Raw genomic sequence first — 23,078 nt, 5'->3', positions numbered from 1 at the left:
CGTTTTTTAATTTTTTAGAAATCGAATTTTCTAAATTTATATAAAGCAATTGAAAAACTCAATGTGCTTATTCCAAATAAAATAATCAAATAATATCAAGGTTTAACATAATTTGATGTGGTATTTTTTTCAATCATATTATTAGAAGTAAGTTTTATATCATATTCTGGATATCCTAAAAATAAGTTTTTTTGTTCTTCTAAATCAATTTTTGAAAAAGAATTTGGAGAAAATCAAATATCATTATTGTAGAATCCTAAATTTTTTGTATAAACCATTCACAACCCGCTATACAAGTTAAAATAGGATAGGCTACGCATTATTTTTCTACCTTTAATATAACTATTTCAGTCTCCTGAAGTTTTAGATATCGCATTTGAAGACATAATTATGTAGTTACTTGAATATTTAATAAAATATTCCTCAATGACCCTAGCTGAATACATTAAATTAAAATTTAATTGTTTTTTAACTAAATCATTTGCATTTGTAAATCTAAATCCATCATTACGGATTCCTGCAACCGAATATTCATAGAATGAAACAATATCTTGACTTTTCAATGCATAAGTTACTTTATTTTCTTCTATTTCTTCATTAGTTGGATTAAGTTTCTCTAAATAACTTGTCTCAATACCTGAACTTAAAAATAAAAAATCATAAAATAAATCATATTTTTCAAATTGAAGATTATTGCTAAAATATTTATTAATTTCATTTGTGAAACTTCTAAATTCTATTAATATATTTTTTGTATTTTTATCTACTGTTTTATTAATCAGTTGTTCTAATTGCTCATTTGTTATAAAAGTATCTTTTAATGTTATTTGCAGATTAAATTTATCATTAATTCTTCAAGTGTCTGGAACAGAAGCATCTCGAAGTGGTTTTGAGAATAAATCTAAATTAGTTTCTGTAATAATTACAGGATTAGGATTAATAAGTCCTAAGTCTTTTCACATTTGCATTCTATAATTTATATTGCTCGTGTTATGAAAATCATCATTTATCATTTCTTTTGAAAGAAAATAGTTGTACACATACTTAGATAAATGAGGATATTTAATATTTCCTTCATTTACATGATCATATAACCCATAAGCATCATATATATCATTTAAATGAAAAATGTCACCGTTTGTAAATTGTACATAATAACTTTTTTCGTTTGCTTTTATAAAAGACATGGGGATATTTGCTATAAATGATAGAGCCAACAATAATGTACAAATAATAGTTGTAGTTTGCAATGTAAATATAAAAATTAAAAATGTTATAAAGTTAATTAAAAAGAATGTTGCAAGCAAACAATACATAGCATATATTGATGTCATTCTAAGTACAAATAGATCGTAATGAAATAATGTAAATGTTGCATAAAATATATTAATTACAGTGAAACTAATTAAAATGTTAACAGCACAAATTAATATAATTAATAAATATTGAGCTATAAAAAACTTCGTTCTACTTACTTGATTAGTTAAAACAATATATGTTGTTTTATCTTCAAAATTTTTACTAAAGAAAAATTGAATCATTCTTAAAATAAACACAAACATTAAACAACAAACAAAAAATAATATATAAAAGTTGAATATTACAACTTGTGAACTTCCTGATTTTACAAAAGCTAATATAATTCCAACTAAAATGGAAATAAGAATAGTTGCTAAATTTAAAATATAAAATAATTTTTCTTTTAATAAACTTTTAAAACTAAATTTCATCAATTTAACAAAAGGAATTCTCCTATATTTGATAAGTTTTTCTTTTATAAAATTTTGTAAAGGATTTTTCTTCTTTTTTTCATAATTTTCTTCTACCACAGTACCTTCACCTCCTTTCAATGCAACTGACTAAATTAAATTGACTCAATTAGTGTTCTTTCAAATCAATAAAATTTTTCTGACTTAATTACAAAGCTTAGGTTTAAAAATGATAGATTAAAATCAACTGAAATATTACCTACGCCTTTTTTAAATTTTTTAAAATTAAGTTGAGAATTATTTATTTCAATAATTGGAATATTTTGCAATTCTTCACTATTGTTAAATTGAAAATGAAATGATGATGTATTTGTTTTATTTAAAAAAAATGTTCGTTCAGCTTCTGTTGAATAAGTTTCGCTTTTACTATTAAGCAAACTCAGTTGTGCGTTTACATCAGAAATACTTTTATCATTAGTATTTTTTATTTTAGAATTTAGAATGTTTGAGCTTTTTAAACTTATTAATTGCTTATTATCTGATAAAGAAGTTCATGTTGTTTTAGCTGTACCATAAATATCTTGAAAATCGTTTAAAGCACTTATTGTATTTTGATAAATCGCTTTAAAAATTGAATCTTTATCTGCTGATAATGTATTTTTTTCAGTTGTTTTGTTTTCTGTTTTTAAATAGGTGTCTTCGATGTTATTAGCTGATATTGCTACATAATATGAAATAGGGCTTATTGGATGAAAATAGTTAAATTCATCAAAATATAAGCAAAAGTTTTTAAAAGTTATTTCTCCATAGTTAACTACTGAATTAGAATTAATGCCAAGTTCTTGATTAAAATCAGATTGAAAATTATTAACTCAAGTCATGTATTCTTTATTTAAATAGGTGTAAATATATTTATTACCTATTACAAACTTATTTTCCAAAACAATTTCATCATCCATTGTTAGTTCACTAAAAATTGCTTTAAATAAATTTATGTTACTTATATTTGTTGTTGAAAGTGTGTCATCAAGAATTAATTCATCAGATCCGTATTTATTTTTGCGGGGATTAAAATTACCAATTTTTTTTATTGTTTTAAACTTTTTAAATCTGTCTTCATTTTTAAAAGCAAAATTATAATTTTGAGTTGTTTTAGTTAAATTAGTATTATGCTGAGAAATATAATTTAATAAGCTTTTTTCAAATTTATCAAATCTAAAAAGATTTTCAAAATCACTGTTTTTTAAATTAAATAATCTAGCATAGTCATTTATTCTGAGATCATAAGCATCAAATCATGCTCATTGAAATTTATTTTTAATAAGATTTTCTCTTAACTCATTAGTTGCAAACATTAAATTTTCAATTATGTCATTTTGATTTGAAATTGTTATAACAATATCTTCTTGATAATTGTTATTAATTATATTGCTGTTGATATCAATATATTGATAAGTAAATACTAAATCTAAATTAACATTTGCAATATAATTTTTATTTTCTTTATCAAAACTTAAGTATCCAAAATCTATGTTGTTAAAATCATAAGTTAATCCTTTAAATCAATTTTGATCTTCTTCTTTAAAATCCAAAATAATAGAATAAAAATTTAATTCCGGTTTCATTGAATTTAAAATTGTTTCATCTAGTTTACTATTTTTTGTAATTTTATTTAAATCATTAGTTAATGCATCTTTTTCTATTTTAGATAAAAGTTCATAATTAGAAGTTACATTTTGATTTTGTTTGCGTTGATTAATTTCTTGTAAATTAAACTGAGTAAAAAAGTCAAAATTTTCACTTTGTTGCATAACTTGGTCAATATAAATGATTTTATTTTGGTTTTCAACTAATGCATTATGAAATATTGTTTCAACTTCTTGCTTAAAAGATTCACCAAGAATGTAGTAGTCATATATTGCTTTATATTCTTGTTTATTTTCTTTTGGTTTTTGACCACAACCAGTAGTTATTAAAGCAAACCCTACAATAAATGCAGAACCTAATGATAGTATCTTTTTAAACATTTTATTTTAAGAATTTACTTGATAAATTTTGCATCATCAATACTTCGTTTAATTTGTTTTTTTCTTCTTGGATTTCACGTCTAACTCTTTCAAGTTCTAAAACATTTTCACGTTGTTTCATTTCATTATCAAATTTAGCTAACTTTTGATTCATTTCTTTTTCAAAAATCATTTCTTTTCTTAATTCTTCAAAGTATTTCTTTTCTTTGTATAAATCCGATTTAATTTTTTCTAATTCTTGATCCTTAAATAAAGCTGCACTTTGTTTTTGTCACATTTCTTGTTGCATATTAAGATTATCAAAACCATTATTTCATGTTTGTGGTGTACTTGCATATCTCTTTAAATTTTGTTGTTCACTCATTTGATATTTTAATTTTTCTAATTCTTCTTTCAATTTTAAAATTTCAAAATTAGATTCATTAATACTTGATGAACCTTCATTAATTAAATTAACTTTTGAAGTTATATTGCTTTGAAGTGCATTGATTTCACTGTATTGACTTTCTAATTCTTTTCGTCTTGATTGAGTTGAAATATTTTCAATTTCAATTTTGTCTAATACATTGCTTTGTGCTTCTTTCAATTTTTTTATTTCTTCTTCAAGTTCAGTTTTTGATTGATTAATTTCGCTTGATTCAATTTGAATTTGATGCATAAATTCTTTTAATTCTGAAATACTATTTTTAATTGATTCTTTTTCTGCAAAAGCTGTCTTATTAAATTCATCATGATATTCTTTAAATTCTTTAATTTTTTCCAAGTATTCAGATTTTGATTGTTGAACAATTTGTGTTTCTGCATTAATGCTTTCAACATAAGATTTTAAATCTATAAGTTTATTTGAGAATTCAGCTTTAATTGAATCAATTTCTTTATATTCACTAATTGTTGCAACAGCAATATCTGCTTGTAATTTTTTCAATTCATCAAATTTTAAATTTAAATCAAGTCTTTGAATTTCAATATCTTCTTGTTCTAATTCAATTTCAACTAAGAATTCTTCTCTACTTTGTTTTAACGCACTTAAGTCTTTATCTAAAACATCTCTTGAATTATTAATTTCATCAGATTCAATTTGAACTTGAGTTAAATAGCTCTTAAAGTCTTTGATCTCCTCTTGAATAATTTCTTTTTGAACAGCAACTAAATCCTTGAATTGATTTTCGAACTCTTTAAATTCATTCATTTTTAATTCAATTTCAGAAGTTAATGAATTTTCTGATTCAATCTTAACTTTTTCAATATATTTTTTTAAATCTTCAAGCTTAAGTGAAAATTCAGTTTTTATTGAATCAAATTGTTGATATTCATTAGCTGAAGTTAAAATAATTTCATCTTGTAGTTCTTTTAATTCATCGATTTTAATTTGTAAATCTGTTTTTTTAAATTCTAAATTTTGAGTTTCAGCTTCTGTTTGTTGTAAAAGAACTTTTAAATTAGCTGCTTCATCTTCAAATGTTCTTTTTGCTTGATGAATTATTTCTGACTCTAATTTAACTTTTGCAAAGTAATCTTTTAAATCATCGATATTTAAATCAATTTCAGTTTTTTGTTCAGCTATTATTTGATTTATTTCTGTTTTTAAATTTTTAAGTTCTTGTACTTTATCAAAAAAATCAGTTTTTATCGTATTTATTTCAGCTGGTGATAAGACTTTTTCACTAACATAGATTGTATCGCTTAAAACTAAAGATTGATAACTATCAGATGCTGAAGTACTTGAATCATCGCTTATTAAGACATGATCATTTGATAAACCAACTTTAATTTCATCTTCACTTAAATTTAAAATATTTTTATATTTGTCTTCTATTTTGCTTAAAAAGTCCATTGCGTTATCTAAATCAACTGATTTATTATTTGAACTATCAATTGTATATTCTTTTAGCGCTTCATATTTTGGTTTATGTGGTTTGTCTTTATCTTCTAAAGCTTTTAAAATAGCATCCATATTAATAGCTTGTGCTATTACATCTTTTGGTTGTACATGATGCTTTTCTAGAATAGCTAAGGCATCATTAAATGTTTGATGTTCTTTTAAACCAATAACTAACGAGTTAGTAACTAAATCAAAATTAAACGTTAAAATATTATGTTGATTTAACAGCTTTTCAACTTCTGCTAATACAACATCTTTCTCGAATGAAACATTTATTTTCTTGTATAAATTTAATTCATTTTTTGATCCTGAGAATAATAGTTTACCTTTTTCTAGAATTACAAAATTTTCAATTATATTATATACTTCATCAATGTTGTGAACTGTTAATATAATTGTGCTATTAAATTGTTCTTTGAACTCCTTTAGTATTTTGTAAGACTGCCCTCTTCATTTAGAGTCTAAATTTGCACCTGGTTCATCCAAAATAAGAATTTCTGGCTCTTTTATGAAACACAAAATTAAATTCATACGATTTTTCATTCCTCATGAAAATGCATTTAAAGGTTTATCCTTAGAATTTCATAAGTCAAACTTTTTTAATCAGTATTCAATTCTTGACTTTACTAAATTTTTATTTAAACCCATAACATTACACATATTGTATAAAAAGTCATAAGCTGTAATTGAATATAAAGAGAAATCCATTTGAGAGTAAAACCCTACATTAGAGTTATTTTCAATTGAACTGCTTTTCTTGCGTTCCTTACCATTAATATAGATATTTCCATCATAGTTCAAAGTAGCACCAAGTAATGAGTTTAAAAATACACTCTTACCTGATCCACTACTTCCAAGCAATGCTGTAACTTTTCCTTTTTCTATATTAAAAGAAAATGGTCCTATATTTATATCTTTAAATTTTTTATGAAAATGGTCTACTATCACGGCGCTATTGTTAAAATTTTTTAACATAACACTCTTTGATTTTGAAATATTTTTTTCCATTTTGTTTTCTCCTACATCATTTTTAATATTTTGCTGGTTTGACTTTTGACTTTTATTTTTCAAACCTTAGAGTTAATTATCTAAAAAAAAAAAAAAAAGCAAGTCTTTCAATAATTTTGTTGAAAAACACTTAAATTCTTATTCAGCCAGTAAGTATAATAAGAAAAAAAGTAAGCAATATATGCTTACTAATTAAAGTTAAAAAAATATTAAATTTTCAAAAGTTTATTAAACATGTTTATAATTGTAATTAAAAAGTTAAATTATTAGTTAAAAAGTAATTTAACAAATATAAAAAAGACACAATTAGTAAAATAACTGTGTCTTTTTGTAAATATTTTAAACTCTAATCATTATTTTGATTTTTCGTAATTAGGTTTCATAGTTTGTTAATTATTAATTAAGCGTTAACTTTTTTGATTGATAATTTTGCTTGAGCTTTTTCATCGTTTAATTCTAAGATTAGAACTTCAACGTCTTGACCAACTTTAACGAAATCGTTAATGTCGTTTACAAAAGTGTTAGCAATTTCACTAATATGGATTAAACCTTTGTATTGTTTACCGTCTAATTCAAAAATAGCAAATGCACCAAAAGGAGCAATATCAGAAATTTTAACTGAGATAACTTTGTTCATTTTGTCGTCTACTTTCTATAATACTGATCAAATAGATAAAATTATGAACTATAATGTTAAAATTTTAAGATTCAATTTGTTCAAATACTAACTTTATTATATCAATTACTTTCAAAATGTTGTAGTTTTTATTTTTTATCTTGAAAACCTGCACAACCTTTCAAGTCAATAATAGTTTCATAACCTAATTCAATTGCATGATCAAATGTTGCTTTTACACAAACTTCCAGAGCAACTCCAACTATTGTTAAACTAGTTATATTGTTTACTTTTAAATATTCATCTAAATTATTTGAATTTCCTGCTTCATCAAAAAATGCGCTATAACTTTCTGTATTTTTATTAGTTCCTTTTTTAATAATCTTATCAACTTGTAAATCATTAAAATATAAATTAGTACCTTTTGTACCAGTAATACAATGTGCACCTCATTCAGAAAAAGAATAATGATCAACAGGATGAACATCTTTAGTTGCAACAACAAGATTATTATTAGTTTTATATTCTGTAATTAATGATTCTATATATTCTTTTTTAGTTTCAGCAGTTGGTACGTACAATTTTCCACTTGGATCAACAAAATCAAATTGATAATCAACTATTATTAAAGCTTTATTCATGTAAAATACCTCTTTTTAATATTATAGCAAATAAAAATGCAGCAAAAATTGCTACATTTTAGTATTTTTTTGTTTTTTTGGATATATTGGTTCCTCTGTTTTATTTTTTAATTTAATAATATTTGTCTTGTGTCTTAGAACTAAAATGACCATACCTATTAAAATCACTATTTGACCTGTTAGCATTCCATCTGCAAAATTAGTTCCATGTATTTCTGAAGAAAACTTATGAAAGAAATTGTAAAAACTAAATACAATATGTTCATTCCAAGCGACAATAAATGAATCATAACCATTGAATATACTATAGTTCATTACTCCATAGGTTCAAGGTAATCACATTAACAATAAAATTGTTGCTGTTCCTATAATTGAAGATAAACTAACTTTACGGTATTTAAATGCAAATATTCATCAAACAATAAAAAATATTAAGAAATATAAGTAATTTACAACAATTAATAACCCTAAGAAACAACTAACAGCTTTACCACCTCTAAATTTAAATCAAATTGGTCAACAATGCCCAATTAAAACAAAAATACACGGAATAAAATAACTTGTTTTACTAAATAATTCATTTGGTATCATTGACAAACCAATAGCAAATGCTGCAGTTATTAAAACTTTAAATCCATCTAGTAATGCAACTGCTAAACCTCATCTTTTTCCTAATATTCTAACAGTATTAGTAGCTCCAGGATTGTTTGAACCAACTTCGTATATGCTTACGCCTTTAACTCATCTAGTAACAGGAACTGATCAAAGAACACTACCCAATAAATAACCAAAGATTGAAGCAATAATAATTCCTAAATAGGGAAACATTTAATCAAATCCTTTCAATAACAAATTTATTATATCAAATAGTATATTAGTTTTTTGTGTTAAAATTTATTGTAGTTAAATTACTGAATATATAGGAGAAACTATGAGTGAACAAATATTAAAAAGAAACTTAGACTTAACAGTTGAAGAACTAGTAAAACAAAATGCTCAACTAAAAGTAGACAACAAGGAATTTTACAAACAAGTAAGTAAAATTGATAGTAGAACTGCTGGTTGATTGAGATTATTATGATTCATACCCATTTTAGGTTGAGTTATTTACAACGCTTTAATGGCTGGAAGAAAAACAAACCCTAAATATTTAAACCAAGTCTTACCTATTAAAGAAAAAATAGCACGTAACGAATTTCAAGTTATTTATAATGAAAAATTAATAGAAGATAAAAAATAAAAAACCTTATGAACCAACATAAGGTTTTTTATTTTGCATACTAAATTTCAAATAAGTCTAAGAAAATTGTGTCATAAATTCTTTCCAATCAGAAAAGTTTATGAACAGTTGCTTTATTGAATTTAGCTTTCATTCTATTTTCAAGTAAATCAACATAACTCTCTCAAATTTCTTTATAGCGATCTAATATTTCATTATTAATTTCAATCATTCTGCCTTGATCTGGTCTAGTTAAATCATCTTTATTAACTAAGATAAATAATCCGTTTTTTGAAGTAATATTATTTTTACTAAATTTTAAGTTTAAATAGTTTTCTTCAAACTCTACATCTTCAAATAGAGATTTATTTGAGAAGTATTGGTCTTTAATCAATTTAACATAGTTTGCATCAATTGCTTTAGATCTATCAGCAATTTTGTTAAATGAGTTTAAGAATGATGGAAGAAGCATCATATCAATAGTTGTTCTTAGAACAGCTCAAATTAAAACAGAATTATCTTGATTTGAAACAAAATTTTGTTGAATTTCAAAGTTTACTAAAATAGTTATATAAAAATTTGAAGCAACAAAGAAAATTAAGAATCATATTGGTGTAAATGAAATTTCTCTAACTGCTTTAAACTTTTGTCTATCAACTTTTGACTTATATTTAAATACAATAATCTTTTTAAAATATAAGTTTTTTGAAAATCAGTTCATATATGTAAATTTTGCAAGCATGAATGCTGATATACCCAATAATATATATCTAACAACAGCTGCTGATGTTTCTTCAAGTACAAACGCTGAAAGAACAAATAATATTGTAATTACGCTTAACATAAAAACATCCAATATAAATAAGAATAGTAAATATGGTATTGTTTGTAGTAAAAGATTTGTAATTTTTTTATGAGTTTTGATTAAAGTTAATCTTTTTTCTTTTTCAGAAACTTCACTATTGTTAATTTTACTATTTAAATCAGAAAGTAACTCTTTAGTTTGTTTGACTTCTTTTTTTAGCGGTTTGACAATTTTAATTTTACTTTTAGCTTGTTTTTTTTCAGCCATAAATTTCTCCTTTTCACATTTTATAATTATAATCTAAAATAGAAATAAATTAACAATTTATTAAACATTAATTAGATTTTTACAAATATAATTAAATTAATTCGTAATAAGTGAAAAGGAGATAAAAATGACTATACATTATAATGAAATGCTAATGATGCTTTGAAATCAACCTAAAACGGTAGCTGTTTTTGCAGAATTTGATAAGTGGGATAAAAATGAGACAAATTTAATTGAAAAAGCAAAAAAAGACAATTTAAAAGTAATTTTAATTCAAAAAGAAACAAGTAATTTTAAGAATATTATTTCTAATAAAGGAATAGAACAAAAAGCTAGTGAATTAGATTGTGAAGTTGTTTTATGACACTCTTTTAGTCAAGAATATAACTATGAAAGAATAAAACAAGATTTAAATATTAAAAAAGTTTATGTACTAAGTAATAACTCAGATTTAAAAAAAATTAATGCTGCTTTTGATCAAAAACAGGTTGTTGAGTATGATTTTAAACTTAATGATGACATTAAAAAAAGTGAAGTTTTTTTAAAACAAGGAAAAATAAAAGAATATAAAAAACTTAATGGATTTAACTTTGGTTTTAAAGGTTTTGTAGAACATGGAAATCACATTGGAAGAACAATTAATTACCCTACAGCAAATATTATTATTAATGATGAATTAATTTTAAAAGAAGCTGTTTATTTAACAACAACTAAACTACCTAATGATGATAAAACATATCCAAGTATTAGCGCTTATTGAACTAATAAAAATGGTATTAATGTATTTGAAAGTCATCTTTTAGATTTTGACCAGGATATTTATGGATGAGGGATCGATATTGAAATTATAGATTTCATTCGTGAAAGTATTAAAGTAAACAGTTTAGAAGAATTAAAAGAATTATTAAACAAAGATAAACAATACGCAATAAATTATTTTAAAGGAGAATAAAAAAATGAAAAAACCAATCTTAGGTAGTCATGTTGGAATGAGCAAATCAAATAAGCATGGTGAATATTTAATAGGAAGTGTAAATGAAGCATTGAGCTATGAAGCTAATACCTTCATGTTTTATACAGGCGCACCTCAAAATTCTATACGTACAGCAACTGATAAATTACATATTGAAGAATTTAACCAGCTATTAGTGCAAAATAATATTAATAAAGATCATTTAGTTGTTCACGCTCCTTATATAATCAATATTTCAAATCCTGTTAATCAAACTACTTGAGATTTTGGAGTTGATTTTTTAAAACAAGAAATCAAACGTTGTGAAGATATTGGAGTGAAGATTTTAGTTTTACATCCAGGTGCTAGATTAAAAGGCAATTATAATGATGCATTAAATGCTCTAGTTAAGGGATTAAATGCTGTTGCTTCAAGTCAAAATAATGTAATAATAGCATTAGAAACAATGGCTGGCAAAGGTACTGAAGTTGGTTTATCATTAAATGATTTTAAATACGTTATTGATAATGTTGATGAACCAAATAAAGTGGCTGTTTGTTTAGATACATGTCATATGCATGATGCAGGATATGACTTTAATGATTGAGATTCAATAAAGCAAGAAATTAATAATACAATCGGAAAAGAAAAAGTAATTTGTTTTCATTTAAATGATTCAAAAAATCCGTTATTAGCACATAAGGACAGACATGAAAATATCGGTTATGGTTATATAGGATTTGATAATCTTTTAAAAGTACTTTGAGATGAAGAATATATTGATATTCCAAAAATTTTAGAAACACCTTATGTAGAAGATAAACCTCCATATAAAGAAGAAATTGAAAACTTAATTAATAAAAATTTTTCCAAAAAAGTTAAGTAAAATATGAGATAATAAAATAAAAGTAGGGAAGGTGATATTATGAGTGAACAAAAATTAAGTATGGTAAAAAGACGTACATATTTAGTACAAATGTTTTATAGATATTTATTAATGAATAATGATGTTAATTATATTAAACAAGATATACTAGATGAAACACAAGAAAAATTAGATGTTGAAACAACTTTAATAGCAAATAATATCGCTGAAAAACTTTCAGATCTGAAAAATGAAATTGAAAAACATTTAAGTGAAAATTGAAAATGAAATAGAATACCAACATATATTCAATCAATTTTAATTGTTGGTACTTATGAAATTATCTTTACTCCAACTCCAAAAGCTGTAACTATTAATGAATTAGTTAATTTAGTGAAAGAAAATGAAGTTGATTTTGATTACAAGTTTGTAAATGCATGTTTAGATAAGGTTATAAAACTATAATGGAAAACAAAATATTTTCAGTAGCTGAAATAAGTCAAATTTTTAAAGAAGCAATTGAAGGTAGTAATTATTTTAAAAATATATATGTCAGAGGAGAAGTAGGTAACCTAACTTTTAACAAATCAGGACATGTATATTTTTCTTTAAAAGATAATCAAAGTACTATAGGTGCAATGATATGAAAAAGTAATGCACATAAACTTACAAATTTAAATGTAAAAGAAGGAATGGAAATAACATGTTATGGAAGATTAACATATTATGTACCAAATGGAAGAGTTAGTTTTGAAGCAGTTGATGTGAGTGTTGAGGGAAAAGGTGATCTTCAAGCAATTTTTGAAGAACGTCTAAAAGAAATAACAGCTTTAGGTTGAATAGATGAATCAAGAAAAAAACCTATTAATCGATTTGCTAAAAATATTGGTTTAGTTACAACTGATTCTGGTGCTGCTATTAAAGATTTGATTACAACTTTAAAAAGAAGAATGCCTTCAGTTAACATTTACTTATTTCCAACAATGGTTCAAGGTGAGACTGCCCAGTTTGATATAGCTAAAAAAATACAACAAGCTAACCTATTTGAACCTAAATTAGATATTTTAATTGTTGGTCGCGGTGGTGGAAGTTATGAAGACTTATGAACTTTTAATGAAATGGAAGTTTTAAAAGCAATTGTTGATTCATCAATTCCAGTTATAAGTGCTGTTGGGCATGAACCAGATGTCACATTAAGTGATTATGTTGCTGATTTAAGAGCAGCAACACCAACAGCTGCTGCTGAATTAGCATCAATTAGTACTGAAGAACTTTTAAAAGAATTAGCGTATAACTATGAAAATCAAATTCGAATATTTAAAAATGTTTATAATAATCAACAATTAAAATTAGAAGAATTGAAAAAGCAAAATGTTTTAAAAATTAATAATAAATATGATATACAATTACTAGATTTAAACTATATTAAAAAGAGTTTTATTAATAATATAAAAAATATTATTACTAGAAATGAAATGTTTATTGAAAACATTGAATCAAAAACAGCATTATTAGACCCTAAAAAGCCTATGGATAAGGGATTTGGACTAATTATGGGTAAAGATAAGCAAATAATTAATTCAATTGATAAAGTGGCTATAAATCAAGAACTGAAATTAGTCTTAAAAGATGGAGAAATTGAAACTATTATTAAAGGAGTAAAGAAAAATGGAAAATAAAACATACGATCAGTTAATTACTGAATTAAAAGAAGCAACTTTAAAATTATCTTCAAGTGAAATATCAATGGAAGAAGCAATGAAAATATTTGAAGAAAATATTAGAAGAATTCAATTAGCAAAAGAAAAGCTAACTGAATACAAAGGCACTATTAACAAAGTTTTAGAAGAAAATAAAATCGAAGAATTTAATTAATGAAAAAACGTTTAGATGAAGTACTTGTAGAAAAGAATTTAGTTTCTACAAGAAGCAAAGCAAAAGAACAAATAGTTAATAGAAAAGAAGTATACGTAAATAATAATTTAATTACAAAAGCTGGTTTTATGGTTAATGAAACAGATTTAATAGAAATCAAATTAAAGCAAAGTACTTTTGTCTCAAGAGCAGGATTAAAACTTGAAAAAACAATTAAAGATTGAAAAATAGACTTAAATAATAAAGTTTGTTTAGATATAGGAGCATCAACTGGTGGTTTCACAGAAGTCTGTTTAGAAAATAAAGCAAGTTTAGTGTATGCAGTTGATGTAGGAACTGATCAACTAGATTTTTCTTTAAAAAATAATCCTTTAGTAAAAGATATGCAAAAATATAATTTTAGATATGCAAAACCAGAAGATTTTGATCAAACAATTGACTTCTTTTGTTGTGATGTGAGTTTCATTTCAGTAGACAAAATCTTGCCTGCATTAAATAATTTAATTAAAGAGCAAACATATGGTGTTATGTTAATTAAACCTGAATTTGAAGCAGGAAATGAGTTAGCTAAAAATGGCAAAGTAAATTTAAAATCAACTCATCTACAAGTTATTAAGAATTTTATACATTATGCTAAACAAAATGGTTTCTCAGTAGATAGACTCACTTATTCACCAATTGTTGGTAATAAAAAGCAGAATATTGAGTATTTAGGTTTTTTAACTAAAACAGAAAATCAAAAAAAATGAAAAGAAGAAGAATTGAATAAGGTTGTTAATCAATCTTGAAAATATTTAACTTAAAAAGGGAGGCATCCACATGAATCAAAAAGTAATTTTGCATCTTGATATGGATGCTTTTTTTGCAAGCTGTGAACAAGCACATGATAAAACTTTGAAAAATAAGCCAGTTGTTGTTGCACGTAATAATGATAAAAGCATTATTGTTGCTGCTTCATATGATGCTAGAAAATATGGGATAAAAGCTGGTACACCTATTTTTGAAGCTAAAAAATTAGCTTATGGAGAATTAATAATAAAAGAAGGTAATAGAGATTTATATGAAGAATATAGTGAAAGAATTTTTAACTTAATTAAAGATCAGTTTACTTATAAAGTTGAGATACTAGGAATAGATGAATGCTTTATTGATGCTACTAACATTTGAAAAAAATATGGTAATGTTAAAAATCTTAGTTTAGCTATTCAAACTGCAGTTTATCAAGAAACAGGTTTAACATGCAGCATTGGTGTTAGCTTTACTAGATTATTTGCAAAAATGGGCAGTGACATGAAAAAACCAAATGGAATAACTATTATAACTAAAGAAAATTACAAAACATTAATTTGAAACAAGCCAATCAAAGACGTTATTGGAGTTGGAACTTCATCATTAGAAAAAATGAAAAAACTAGAAGTCAAAACTGTTAATGACTTTATTAAACTTGATGAAAAAGTTATTGAAAATACATTTGGATTGGTGGGACAAAAAATGTATCAAAAATTAAATGGAATAAAAAATAACGAAATAGCTTATTGAGATACATCAATGAAATCAATTTCTAAAGAAAAAACTTTTGAAAAAAGAAATATGTCAATTGAAGACATTGAGGAAGTTTTATTTGGTTTAGCTGAAAAAGTAGTTATAAGAATGAAAAACAATGATGTACTTGCAAAAACTGTTTCATTATCAATAAAGTTTTATAACCAAGAAATAAATTTTGATAAAAAAGAGCATAAAAAGCGAAAGTCATATAGTGAAACTTTTATAGAACACACTGATAATTTAGAAAAAATATATTCAACAGTAAAGGTTATTTTAGATGATATCTACGATGGGGAATCAATATCATTAATAGGTATTGGAGTAGCAAATTTAATTGAAAAAGATAAGTTGATAAAGCAACAAAGTTTTGAAAACATAATTATTTAATGTATAATCATACTTAATATTAAAAGAAACAAAATAAATAATTTAGGAGACATTTTATGAAGTTTGGACTTAAAAAACAAGGAATAACACTTATTGTGTTGTCTTCTTTATATGGAGTTGTAGCTGTTGCTTCAACAATACCTGGAGTTGGAATTGAATCAATTAGATTTATTACTTCTGTTAAAAACCAATTAAAAATTATAATGCCTAAAAATAAATATGTTTTAGATCCATCAAGCCCATTATATAAACCCATTATGAACAATGTAATTAAAAATTCATATATAGCTGATGCAATATCTACAATTGATTCATTCAATGCACAAGAAAAAGAAAAGTTTACACCTTTATATACTGATTTTTCAAACCAATGATTTACTAATAAATGACAACCTATTATTGATCAAAAACAAGAAATCGACTTTTATGATATAGCAATGGATATTATTAAATTTGATCAAGCAATTGCATCAGAATTTCAATCATATGGTTATGTTAATACTGGAACTCAATGAATATTCCATAAAAATGGTATTAAAGAGATGTTTTCAAGTGATTTAAGACAAAATGCAATTAAACAACAATCTATTTGAGATCAAGATGAATATGAGGAACTAATTCAAAGCACTGGTCCTGGTTTAACAGGAATTAAAGTTAAACAATCACCAGGAACAAAACTTGTAAATAATAAAGTTTGGTTTTTAAACCAGCAAATTGATTCAATTAAATACGCAATTAACATTCAAACTTTACAAAACCCATTTATGAATAAAAATCTTAAAGTTGATGACGTTGCTGATTATGTAACTATTGATGATTTATATCACCCTAACTTTACAAGAGGTCTAACAATGGCACAAGCAACTTTTATTATTATGCTATCAGCTGTTGTATTAACTCCTACTGGTTTAGGAATAGGAATCTGAAAATATAAAAAATGAGAAAAAACTGAAGCTCAAGAAGGCACAGGTGAATAATATGAAAAAATTATTAGCAATTTTAGCAGCAACTGCATTAATCACACCAGTTATTACTAGTGTAGTTAGTTGTGGTGAAACTGAAGAATCAATGCGTAATAATCCATTATTAATTGGTAAAGGTATTGATAAATCAAAAGCAATTGATGATAGTCAACCAGGTAAATATGGCTTTACTAATTTTTATATTGTTGGTGATAGCTTAAGTGATACAGATGGAATTACAAATTTAGTTAAAACAAAATTTGCAAATTCAATGGTTGATATTAATATTAGTTTATCTGGTGCTTATGGATATGAAACAAGTAAAGGTGTTCATCATTCAGCATTTAGTAATGGTATGACTGCTGGAACAATTCTTTCAGAAAAACTAGGTTTTGGAGAAATGAAACCAAGTAACTTTTTGTCTAAAAAAGAAGAAAGCAATTATGGTAAAAATTATTCAGTTGGAGGAGCTACTGCTGCTAAACTTGATTTACCAACAGGTATATTATTAAACGATGCAACAATTGATAGACAAACAGAAGCATTATTTTATCTCAACATAAAATTAATAATAATGATTTAGTTTTCTTTGAAATTGGAGGAAATGATTTATTTTCATTAATTGGATTTGATGGAAACGAAGCTAAACAAGCTGAATTTATGAAAGACAGTATTGATAGAGTAAGAACAGGATTATTTAATCTTTTAAATAATGGAGTTAAAAATATTATTTTCATGACTCCACCAAGAATGGATTTTCCACCAAGATATCGTGATATTTTTAATAAAGCAAATGATCAAACAATTCAATCTGAAGAACATGAAAAAGCTAAAGCAAAAGCTGAATTTATTATTAATATTTGTAATGAATATTATTCAAAAATAAATAACGTTTTAAAAGAAGTTGAACAATATTACCCTGGCTCAATCGAATTATATGATTTATTCAATAAAACCGATGAACTTGTAAGTCAGTTTAAAGATTCTCTAGGTGAAGACAACAAAAATGCAATCATTGAAGAAGCATACAGTAATGGACAAGCAATTGAAGTTAAATTAAATAATGAAAAAATAACTTTTAATACTGATCCTAATGTTGATTTATTGCAAAACGTTAGTCAAGTTATTAACGAATTTAAAGGTGATATTATATTTGGAGCAAAAAATACTTTAGATATAACCATTTCAGCAACTAGAGATAAAAGTAGAATTTCAGATCGTGATCAAGCAATGAAAAATTATTTCTTTACTGATTTTGTTCACCCAACTAAAGAAGTTCATCGATTAGTTTCTGATATTCTTTTAGGTCATGCAGAGGAGTTGAGTAAAAAATGAAAAAACTAGTTTCATTGCTTTCTGCTATTACATTAACAGCATCAGCTTCAGTATCAGTTATTGCATGCGCACAAATACAACCACCTACAAAAAAAGCAGCTCTTTATAATGAACAAGATATAAATATTTTATTAAAGCAAGTCTCTAAAGTTTATTATTTAAACTCTAGTGAATCAACAAAATATGATTTTAATTATGTTTATCAAAATATGGTTAAAAATAAGTGAATTAAAGAACTAGATAAAACTGCTGAGGCTTCTGGACAAAATGGGATTGATAATACTTCACGTATCTCTGATATTCAGTCAGTTTATTTTGGTTATCAACTAATAAACAGTAAATTAAAAGATAAAAGTAAAATAGAAATAACATCAGGACAAACTCCAAAAGATCCTAATTTATTGATGAACTTATCAAATATTTATCCAACTTTAATTTCTTTTATAACTAAAGGTCAAATACTTGAAATGCTTTTATATTTAGCTGATTTAGGAATAAATATAATGCCTCAAATTATTTCAGAACAGGGAATACTAGATTATGCAGCGGCTTTATTACCAGATGCTAATATTAAAAAATTAGCTGAAGCTTTAAATCCTTCACAATCTAAATATAAAAATTATACAATTGAACAAACTTTAAATTCAGCTATTGTTGATTTTGGAAATGCTTTAAATGTTTTTGCGAACAAAGATGAAAGATATAAAAATTCAACAGCTAATGAAGCAACTCAATGAAGAGACCCAGCATTAAATGGTGTTGTTTTAGCAATGCAAGACCTTCCAAAGCAATCTAACATAAATTTAAACATAGTTGATAATTGAGATGCTTTATGTGGAATAATAAATTTTGCAAGAATTATGATTATTTACTTAAATAATTTTGCAACTCAAAGACTACTAGTAATTGATAGTAATCCTACTACAATTAACACTCTTACATGAAAAGAATTACAAGCTATCAGAAGCACAAAATATTCTAATATAAAAAATGAAATAGACGTCAAAAACCTAATAAGATATTTGAATAAAGCAGTTAGTGAAGAAACTGGTAATGAGTTACAAAACTTATTGCAATTTTTATTTAGAGGTCAACAAAATTATAAACGAATTGATGGTGGTGGAATCATTCCAATTCCAGACATAGATGGGTTTATTTCAAATTTTACTAATAAAAATTATAGTGATATTGGTTTAAGCGGAGTATTTAAAGCACTGTTAAATGGTACTTCAACGCCAGAAAAACCAATTGGTAGTATGCTTGTTGGAGGTTTAGGTCTAATAAGTTCAAATAACAATATTGTTGGAAATCTAAGTGAAAAAATAATTAAACCATTAATTACAACAGCATTAAAGGTTGCAGTTTCACTAGGAACAATTGATGAAAAGACAGCTAATTTAATTAATAGCCTAATGGATCAAGGTGTTTTAATAAACCCATGAGATGTAACTTGAAATAGTTTATTAAAATCACTAATGGACAAAAAGTTTAATGAAAATAAAACAATTAATGTTTTAGGATTCCCTATTAGTGGAAATTATACTATTAAAACATTTTTAAGTCGCTTAACTGACTTAACAACAACAAATGAGAATGATCCTTTAAAATTAGATTTTAATAATATTGGTAATTTAGTTAACCAATTACAGGGTGTTGTTAAAGTAGCACAAGAAAATCCTAAAGAGTTGATAACAAAATTAGGATACATTAGACCATCAAAAAAAGGCGAAGAAGCTTTTATTAAAAATGGTTCATTCTTTGATTATTTAAACAAAATATTAAATGACACAAAAGGAAGCAATGGTTTATTTGAAGCATTAAATGCTAAAACAGAAGAATTTAAAGAAATGCAAGCAGAGCTGAAAAAGCAAATGCAAGCAAAATTTAATTCAGTTGAAGTAACTAATGAAAATCAATTAGATCATAATACTTTTGAATATATTATAAATAATAAAACTATTATTATTAAAATTGTTATAGTAAAAAATAAGTATTCTATTTCAGCTATTAGTATTAAAAATTAATTAGCAAAAAAGACATTAATCTTTAAATGGATTAGTGTCTTTTTCTTTTTTCTTTTTAACAGCATCAGCTTTTAATAGTTCTTCAGCTTCTTTTGTTCTTTTTTTATTTGTGTTAACTATAACGTTAGCTTCTTCTTCTGTTAGCTCATCATTTTCAGAAATCATTTTCTTAATACGTTCTTTTTTAATTATTTGTGTTTGTTCATATTCTTTTCTTGCTACATAACTTTGATATCCTAAACGACTTATCATTTCAAAAACTGATCCTATTATTAAACCTAATAATATTATTACAAGCATCACAAAAAATAATACTGTTACATTAACCATGTTATAAGAAACTATAATAAATATCAGAGTTAATAAGAAACTTAATGCATAAAGTCCTAAAGATGACATAAAGTAAATCTTTTCTTTCTTACTCATCACATATTCTTTTTCTTTTTTTAAATCATAAAATTTAACAAATCAATAAAAACCTAATAAGATACCACCGATTAATAATAATATAATTTCTGTTATTAATAAAGTTGTTAAATTTCCATTAAATATATTCTTTTTAAAATCAAAATATTTAATTAATAATGTACTTAAAAAAAATAATCCTGAAGTTGTTGCCAAGTATTTTAAATATGTCTCTTTTTTACCCATTAGTTTCTCTCTTTTCTAACATAGTTTCAATTAGTGTTGTATTTCTTCTTGGTGGAGTTATTTTAATTGCATTAAAGAACAAATCACTATCACCTAATATTACAATTTTATCTTTAGCTCTAGTTACAGCTGTATAAATTAAAGTTTTATTAATAAAGCCTGAATTATATTTAGGATTATCAATAACTAATAAAACATTATTATACTCACTACCTTGAGTTTTGTGTACACTTGTTGCATATGATAATTTTACATCACTAAAGTTTTTAGGTTGTAATAATATTTCTTTGTCATTAAATTCAGTTAAAACATCTTTTAATTTACCAATCGCATTATAGTTAATTTTAATAATCTTTCCTACATCTCCATTAGCCAAATCCAAATCAGTATCATTTTTTAAAAACATAATTTTATCTTCAACTACAAATCGATAGTCTCCTCGATCATATACTTTCTTTTTGTCTTTAACATTTTGATTAAATTCATTTTGAATTTGAGCATTAATTTCATCAATTCCTAAACTACCTCCATACATTGGACATATTACTTGTAAATGATTAGCTTTCTTTTCTAAATCATCTCAATGTTCACCAACTATTTTAGTTACTTTATTCATTGTATTTTCATTATTATAATCAAAGTTGATTTCAACATTACTCATTGATTCTAAATCACTAATTTCTAATGTTTCATTTAAAACTTTATAAGCTAAATCAACAATTCCATTTCCATTTTTTTGTCTGTGAACAGTATCTAATTTAATTGTTTTTAAAAAGTCTAGTTCCAATAAATCAGCAAATGTATTTCCATAACCAACACTTGGCAATTGATTAGCATCTCCAACTAATACTACTTTTCTAACACGATCACAAGATTGGATAAAACTTGCAAATAATTTATTATCAATCATTGAACATTCATCTAAGATTACTAATTTTTGATTTAATGGATTATTTTGTGTAATTTGAAATTTATTTAACTCTTTAGCTTCTAATAACTTATGAATAGTTGTTGCATATGATTTTTTATAAGTTTCTCTAATTCTAGCCGCTGCTCTTCCTGTTGGAGTGGCTATTGCATAATCTTCAGTTCCACTAATACGACTAAATAATTTAACTATTCCTTTAATTAATGTTGTTTTACCTGTTCCAGGCCCACCAGTAATAATTGAAAGTTTATTATTAGCAAATAGTTCCAATGCTTTTCTTTGCTTTTCGTCAAACTTAAAGTCTTTAATTTTATTTTCATAAGCAATTTCTTGCTCTATTTGATCTATTTCTCATGAAATATTATCTTTATTGGCATTTTTAGTGGGTATATTAAGCTTAATTATATTATCTGCGATAATTTGCTCTTCTCTTCATGATTCTTCTGTATAAATACGATTTTTAGTTAATTTTAAAATGCCTTTTTCTTTAGCATATAAAATACCCTCAAATAATAAATCAGTATCTTGAATTTTTAGTTTGCGCATTAAACTTCTTGATAAATAATCTTTGTTTGTATAACTATCACCAGATGCAAATAAAAAATCATCTGCTAATTTTCAAGCTCAATAAGCAATTCTTTCTGGTGAATGCAATTGTAAACCAAAATGAACAGCCACTTTATCTAGTTCTTCAAATGAAGCAATTTCTTTGTCTTTAGCAAATGATAAAAATGAATTTGAAAAAATATTTTCAATAATGTCATTATCCTGATCAAAGTGATTATCCATTCAATCTAGAATTGAAGTTTTAAGGTTGTTTTCAAAAAAGATGTATCTTAGTCTCTCTTGGCCTTCTTGTCTTATGTTTTCTTCAATACCTTTCTTAATAATTGGAATATATATTGGATTTAGTCCAGGGATTTCATTTAATAAACTAATATTTTTAACCAATTGCGTAATTGCTTTATCCCCTAAATGATTTATTATAATTTCAGCAGTTTTATCTCCTACTCCAGGAAATGCTGGACCAGCTAAAAACTTAACTTGTTCTTTTGTTGAATGAATAGGTGCTTTTCGATAAGTTTGAACATTAAAACTTTTACCATAACGGGGATGTTCTTCAAAAGAACCAGTTATTTCATATAAAGTTTTTTTATCCATACTAGTTATTGATCCTTTAATGCTCATGTGTTGTTTAAGATTGTCTTCACTAGCAAATGTTCCTGTTCCTCAACCTGCATCATTTGAAAAACCATATTTAACTACATATCCTCTAAAAGTTAATAATTCGTTCATCTTCTCATCCTTTTTATTTATATATTTTATAACAAATAGGTTTATTTACCATTATTTATTTTTAAAGATTAATTTAAACTAATG

Annotated in this window: 21 protein-coding genes; 12 read left to right on the top strand and 9 right to left on the bottom strand. The window is 24.8% G+C overall.

All coding sequences use genetic code 4. The features are described 5' to 3' along the window. Nucleotides 1–14: 14 nt before the first annotated feature. The 6 genes from MTABA_RS03930 to MTABA_RS01920 all read right to left on the bottom strand — a co-directional run bounded on the left by MTABA_RS03930 (nt 15) and on the right by MTABA_RS01920 (nt 8,711). A complete protein-coding gene (locus MTABA_RS03930; RefSeq protein ID WP_100679519.1) occupies nt 15–1,829 on the bottom strand; it encodes an MFS transporter in 1,815 nt (604 codons plus the stop codon). 35 nt (nt 1,830–1,864) lie between these two features. Next, nucleotides 1,865–3,736, bottom strand: coding sequence for a hypothetical protein (locus tag MTABA_RS01940; protein WP_100679518.1), 1,872 nt, complete (start codon nt 3,734–3,736; stop codon nt 1,865–1,867). A gap of 1 nt (nt 3,737) precedes the next feature. After that, the gene (locus MTABA_RS01935; RefSeq protein ID WP_100679517.1) at nt 3,738–6,626 is read right to left on the bottom strand and encodes an ATP-binding cassette domain-containing protein; all 2,889 of its coding nucleotides are present in this window, start codon (nt 6,624–6,626) and stop codon (nt 3,738–3,740) included. 400 nt (nt 6,627–7,026) lie between these two features. Next, nucleotides 7,027–7,263 carry a S1 RNA-binding domain-containing protein gene (locus tag MTABA_RS01930; protein ID WP_099651182.1) on the bottom strand — a complete coding sequence of 79 codons (237 nt, stop codon included), beginning with the start codon at nt 7,261–7,263 and terminating at the stop codon, nt 7,027–7,029. A 128-nt stretch (nt 7,264–7,391) separates the two neighbouring features. Further along, on the bottom strand, nt 7,392–7,883 hold the full coding sequence (locus MTABA_RS01925; RefSeq protein WP_100679516.1) for an isochorismatase family protein: 492 nt from the start codon (nt 7,881–7,883) through the stop codon (nt 7,392–7,394). Nucleotides 7,884–7,934: 51 nt separating this feature from the next. Next, nucleotides 7,935–8,711, bottom strand: coding sequence for a glycerol-3-phosphate acyltransferase (locus MTABA_RS01920; protein ID WP_100679515.1), 777 nt, complete (start codon nt 8,709–8,711; stop codon nt 7,935–7,937). 103 nt (nt 8,712–8,814) lie between these two features. Between MTABA_RS01920 and MTABA_RS01915 the strand changes: the two genes are divergently transcribed. Next, entirely contained in the window at nt 8,815–9,123 is a 309-nt protein-coding gene (locus MTABA_RS01915) for a hypothetical protein (RefSeq protein WP_100679514.1), read from the top strand. A gap of 40 nt (nt 9,124–9,163) precedes the next feature. Here MTABA_RS01915 and MTABA_RS01910 read toward each other — a convergent pair whose 3' ends face one another. Then, nucleotides 9,164–10,174 (bottom strand): hypothetical protein, encoded by a 1,011-nt coding sequence (locus MTABA_RS01910; protein ID WP_100679513.1) that lies wholly within the window; start codon nt 10,172–10,174, stop codon nt 9,164–9,166. A gap of 127 nt (nt 10,175–10,301) precedes the next feature. Between MTABA_RS01910 and MTABA_RS01905 the strand changes: the two genes are divergently transcribed. From MTABA_RS01905 to MTABA_RS01860, 11 genes are read left to right on the top strand one after another with little or no spacing between them, the layout of a single operon-like run. Continuing rightward, nucleotides 10,302–11,126 carry a riboflavin kinase gene (locus tag MTABA_RS01905; protein ID WP_100679512.1) on the top strand — a complete coding sequence of 275 codons (825 nt, stop codon included), beginning with the start codon at nt 10,302–10,304 and terminating at the stop codon, nt 11,124–11,126. Nucleotides 11,127–11,130: 4 nt separating this feature from the next. After that, nucleotides 11,131–12,012 carry a deoxyribonuclease IV gene (locus MTABA_RS01900; RefSeq protein ID WP_100679511.1) on the top strand — a complete coding sequence of 294 codons (882 nt, stop codon included), beginning with the start codon at nt 11,131–11,133 and terminating at the stop codon, nt 12,010–12,012. 39 nt (nt 12,013–12,051) lie between these two features. Beyond that, complete coding sequence (nusB, locus tag MTABA_RS01895) at nt 12,052–12,456, top strand: transcription antitermination factor NusB (RefSeq protein ID WP_100679510.1); 405 nt, start codon at nt 12,052–12,054, stop codon at nt 12,454–12,456. Further along, nucleotides 12,456–13,670 (top strand): exodeoxyribonuclease VII large subunit, encoded by a 1,215-nt coding sequence (gene xseA, locus MTABA_RS01890; protein WP_100679509.1) that lies wholly within the window; start codon nt 12,456–12,458, stop codon nt 13,668–13,670. The genes nusB and xseA overlap by 1 nt, the downstream gene beginning before the upstream one ends. After that, a complete protein-coding gene (gene xseB, locus MTABA_RS01885) occupies nt 13,660–13,866 on the top strand; it encodes an exodeoxyribonuclease VII small subunit (RefSeq protein ID WP_100679508.1) in 207 nt (68 codons plus the stop codon). Before xseA ends, xseB begins: the two co-directional genes overlap by 11 nt. After that, entirely contained in the window at nt 13,866–14,669 is an 804-nt protein-coding gene (locus MTABA_RS01880) for a TlyA family RNA methyltransferase (protein WP_100679507.1), read from the top strand. Before xseB ends, MTABA_RS01880 begins: the two co-directional genes overlap by 1 nt. A gap of 16 nt (nt 14,670–14,685) precedes the next feature. After that, on the top strand, nt 14,686–15,798 hold the full coding sequence (locus tag MTABA_RS01875) for a Y-family DNA polymerase (protein WP_100679506.1): 1,113 nt from the start codon (nt 14,686–14,688) through the stop codon (nt 15,796–15,798). A 56-nt stretch (nt 15,799–15,854) separates the two neighbouring features. Then, complete coding sequence (locus MTABA_RS01870) at nt 15,855–16,775, top strand: hypothetical protein (RefSeq protein ID WP_100679505.1); 921 nt, start codon at nt 15,855–15,857, stop codon at nt 16,773–16,775. A gap of 1 nt (nt 16,776) precedes the next feature. Then, complete coding sequence (locus MTABA_RS03885; RefSeq protein WP_167373322.1) at nt 16,777–17,343, top strand: lipoprotein; 567 nt, start codon at nt 16,777–16,779, stop codon at nt 17,341–17,343. Then, entirely contained in the window at nt 17,304–18,104 is an 801-nt protein-coding gene (locus tag MTABA_RS03880; protein WP_167373356.1) for an SGNH/GDSL hydrolase family protein, read from the top strand. The genes MTABA_RS03885 and MTABA_RS03880 overlap by 40 nt, the downstream gene beginning before the upstream one ends. Then, nucleotides 18,092–20,119, top strand: a complete 2,028-nt coding sequence (locus MTABA_RS01860) for a lipoprotein (RefSeq protein WP_100679504.1) — start codon at nt 18,092–18,094, stop codon at nt 20,117–20,119. The genes MTABA_RS03880 and MTABA_RS01860 overlap by 13 nt, the downstream gene beginning before the upstream one ends. A gap of 15 nt (nt 20,120–20,134) precedes the next feature. Here the strand turns inward: MTABA_RS01860 and MTABA_RS01855 are convergent, their stop codons facing one another. Continuing rightward, entirely contained in the window at nt 20,135–20,770 is a 636-nt protein-coding gene (locus MTABA_RS01855) for an MFS transporter (protein ID WP_100679503.1), read from the bottom strand. Further along, on the bottom strand, nt 20,763–22,994 hold the full coding sequence (gene recD2 / locus MTABA_RS01850) for an SF1B family DNA helicase RecD2 (RefSeq protein WP_100679502.1): 2,232 nt from the start codon (nt 22,992–22,994) through the stop codon (nt 20,763–20,765). The genes MTABA_RS01855 and recD2 overlap by 8 nt, the downstream gene beginning before the upstream one ends. Nucleotides 22,995–23,078 lie beyond the last annotated feature (84 nt).

The organism is Mesoplasma tabanidae (assembly GCF_002804025.1).
Taxonomy (GTDB): domain Bacteria; phylum Bacillota_I; class Bacilli_A; order Mycoplasmatales; family Mycoplasmataceae; genus Mesoplasma; species Mesoplasma tabanidae.
This window is presented reverse-complemented; position numbering and strand designations above follow the sequence as displayed.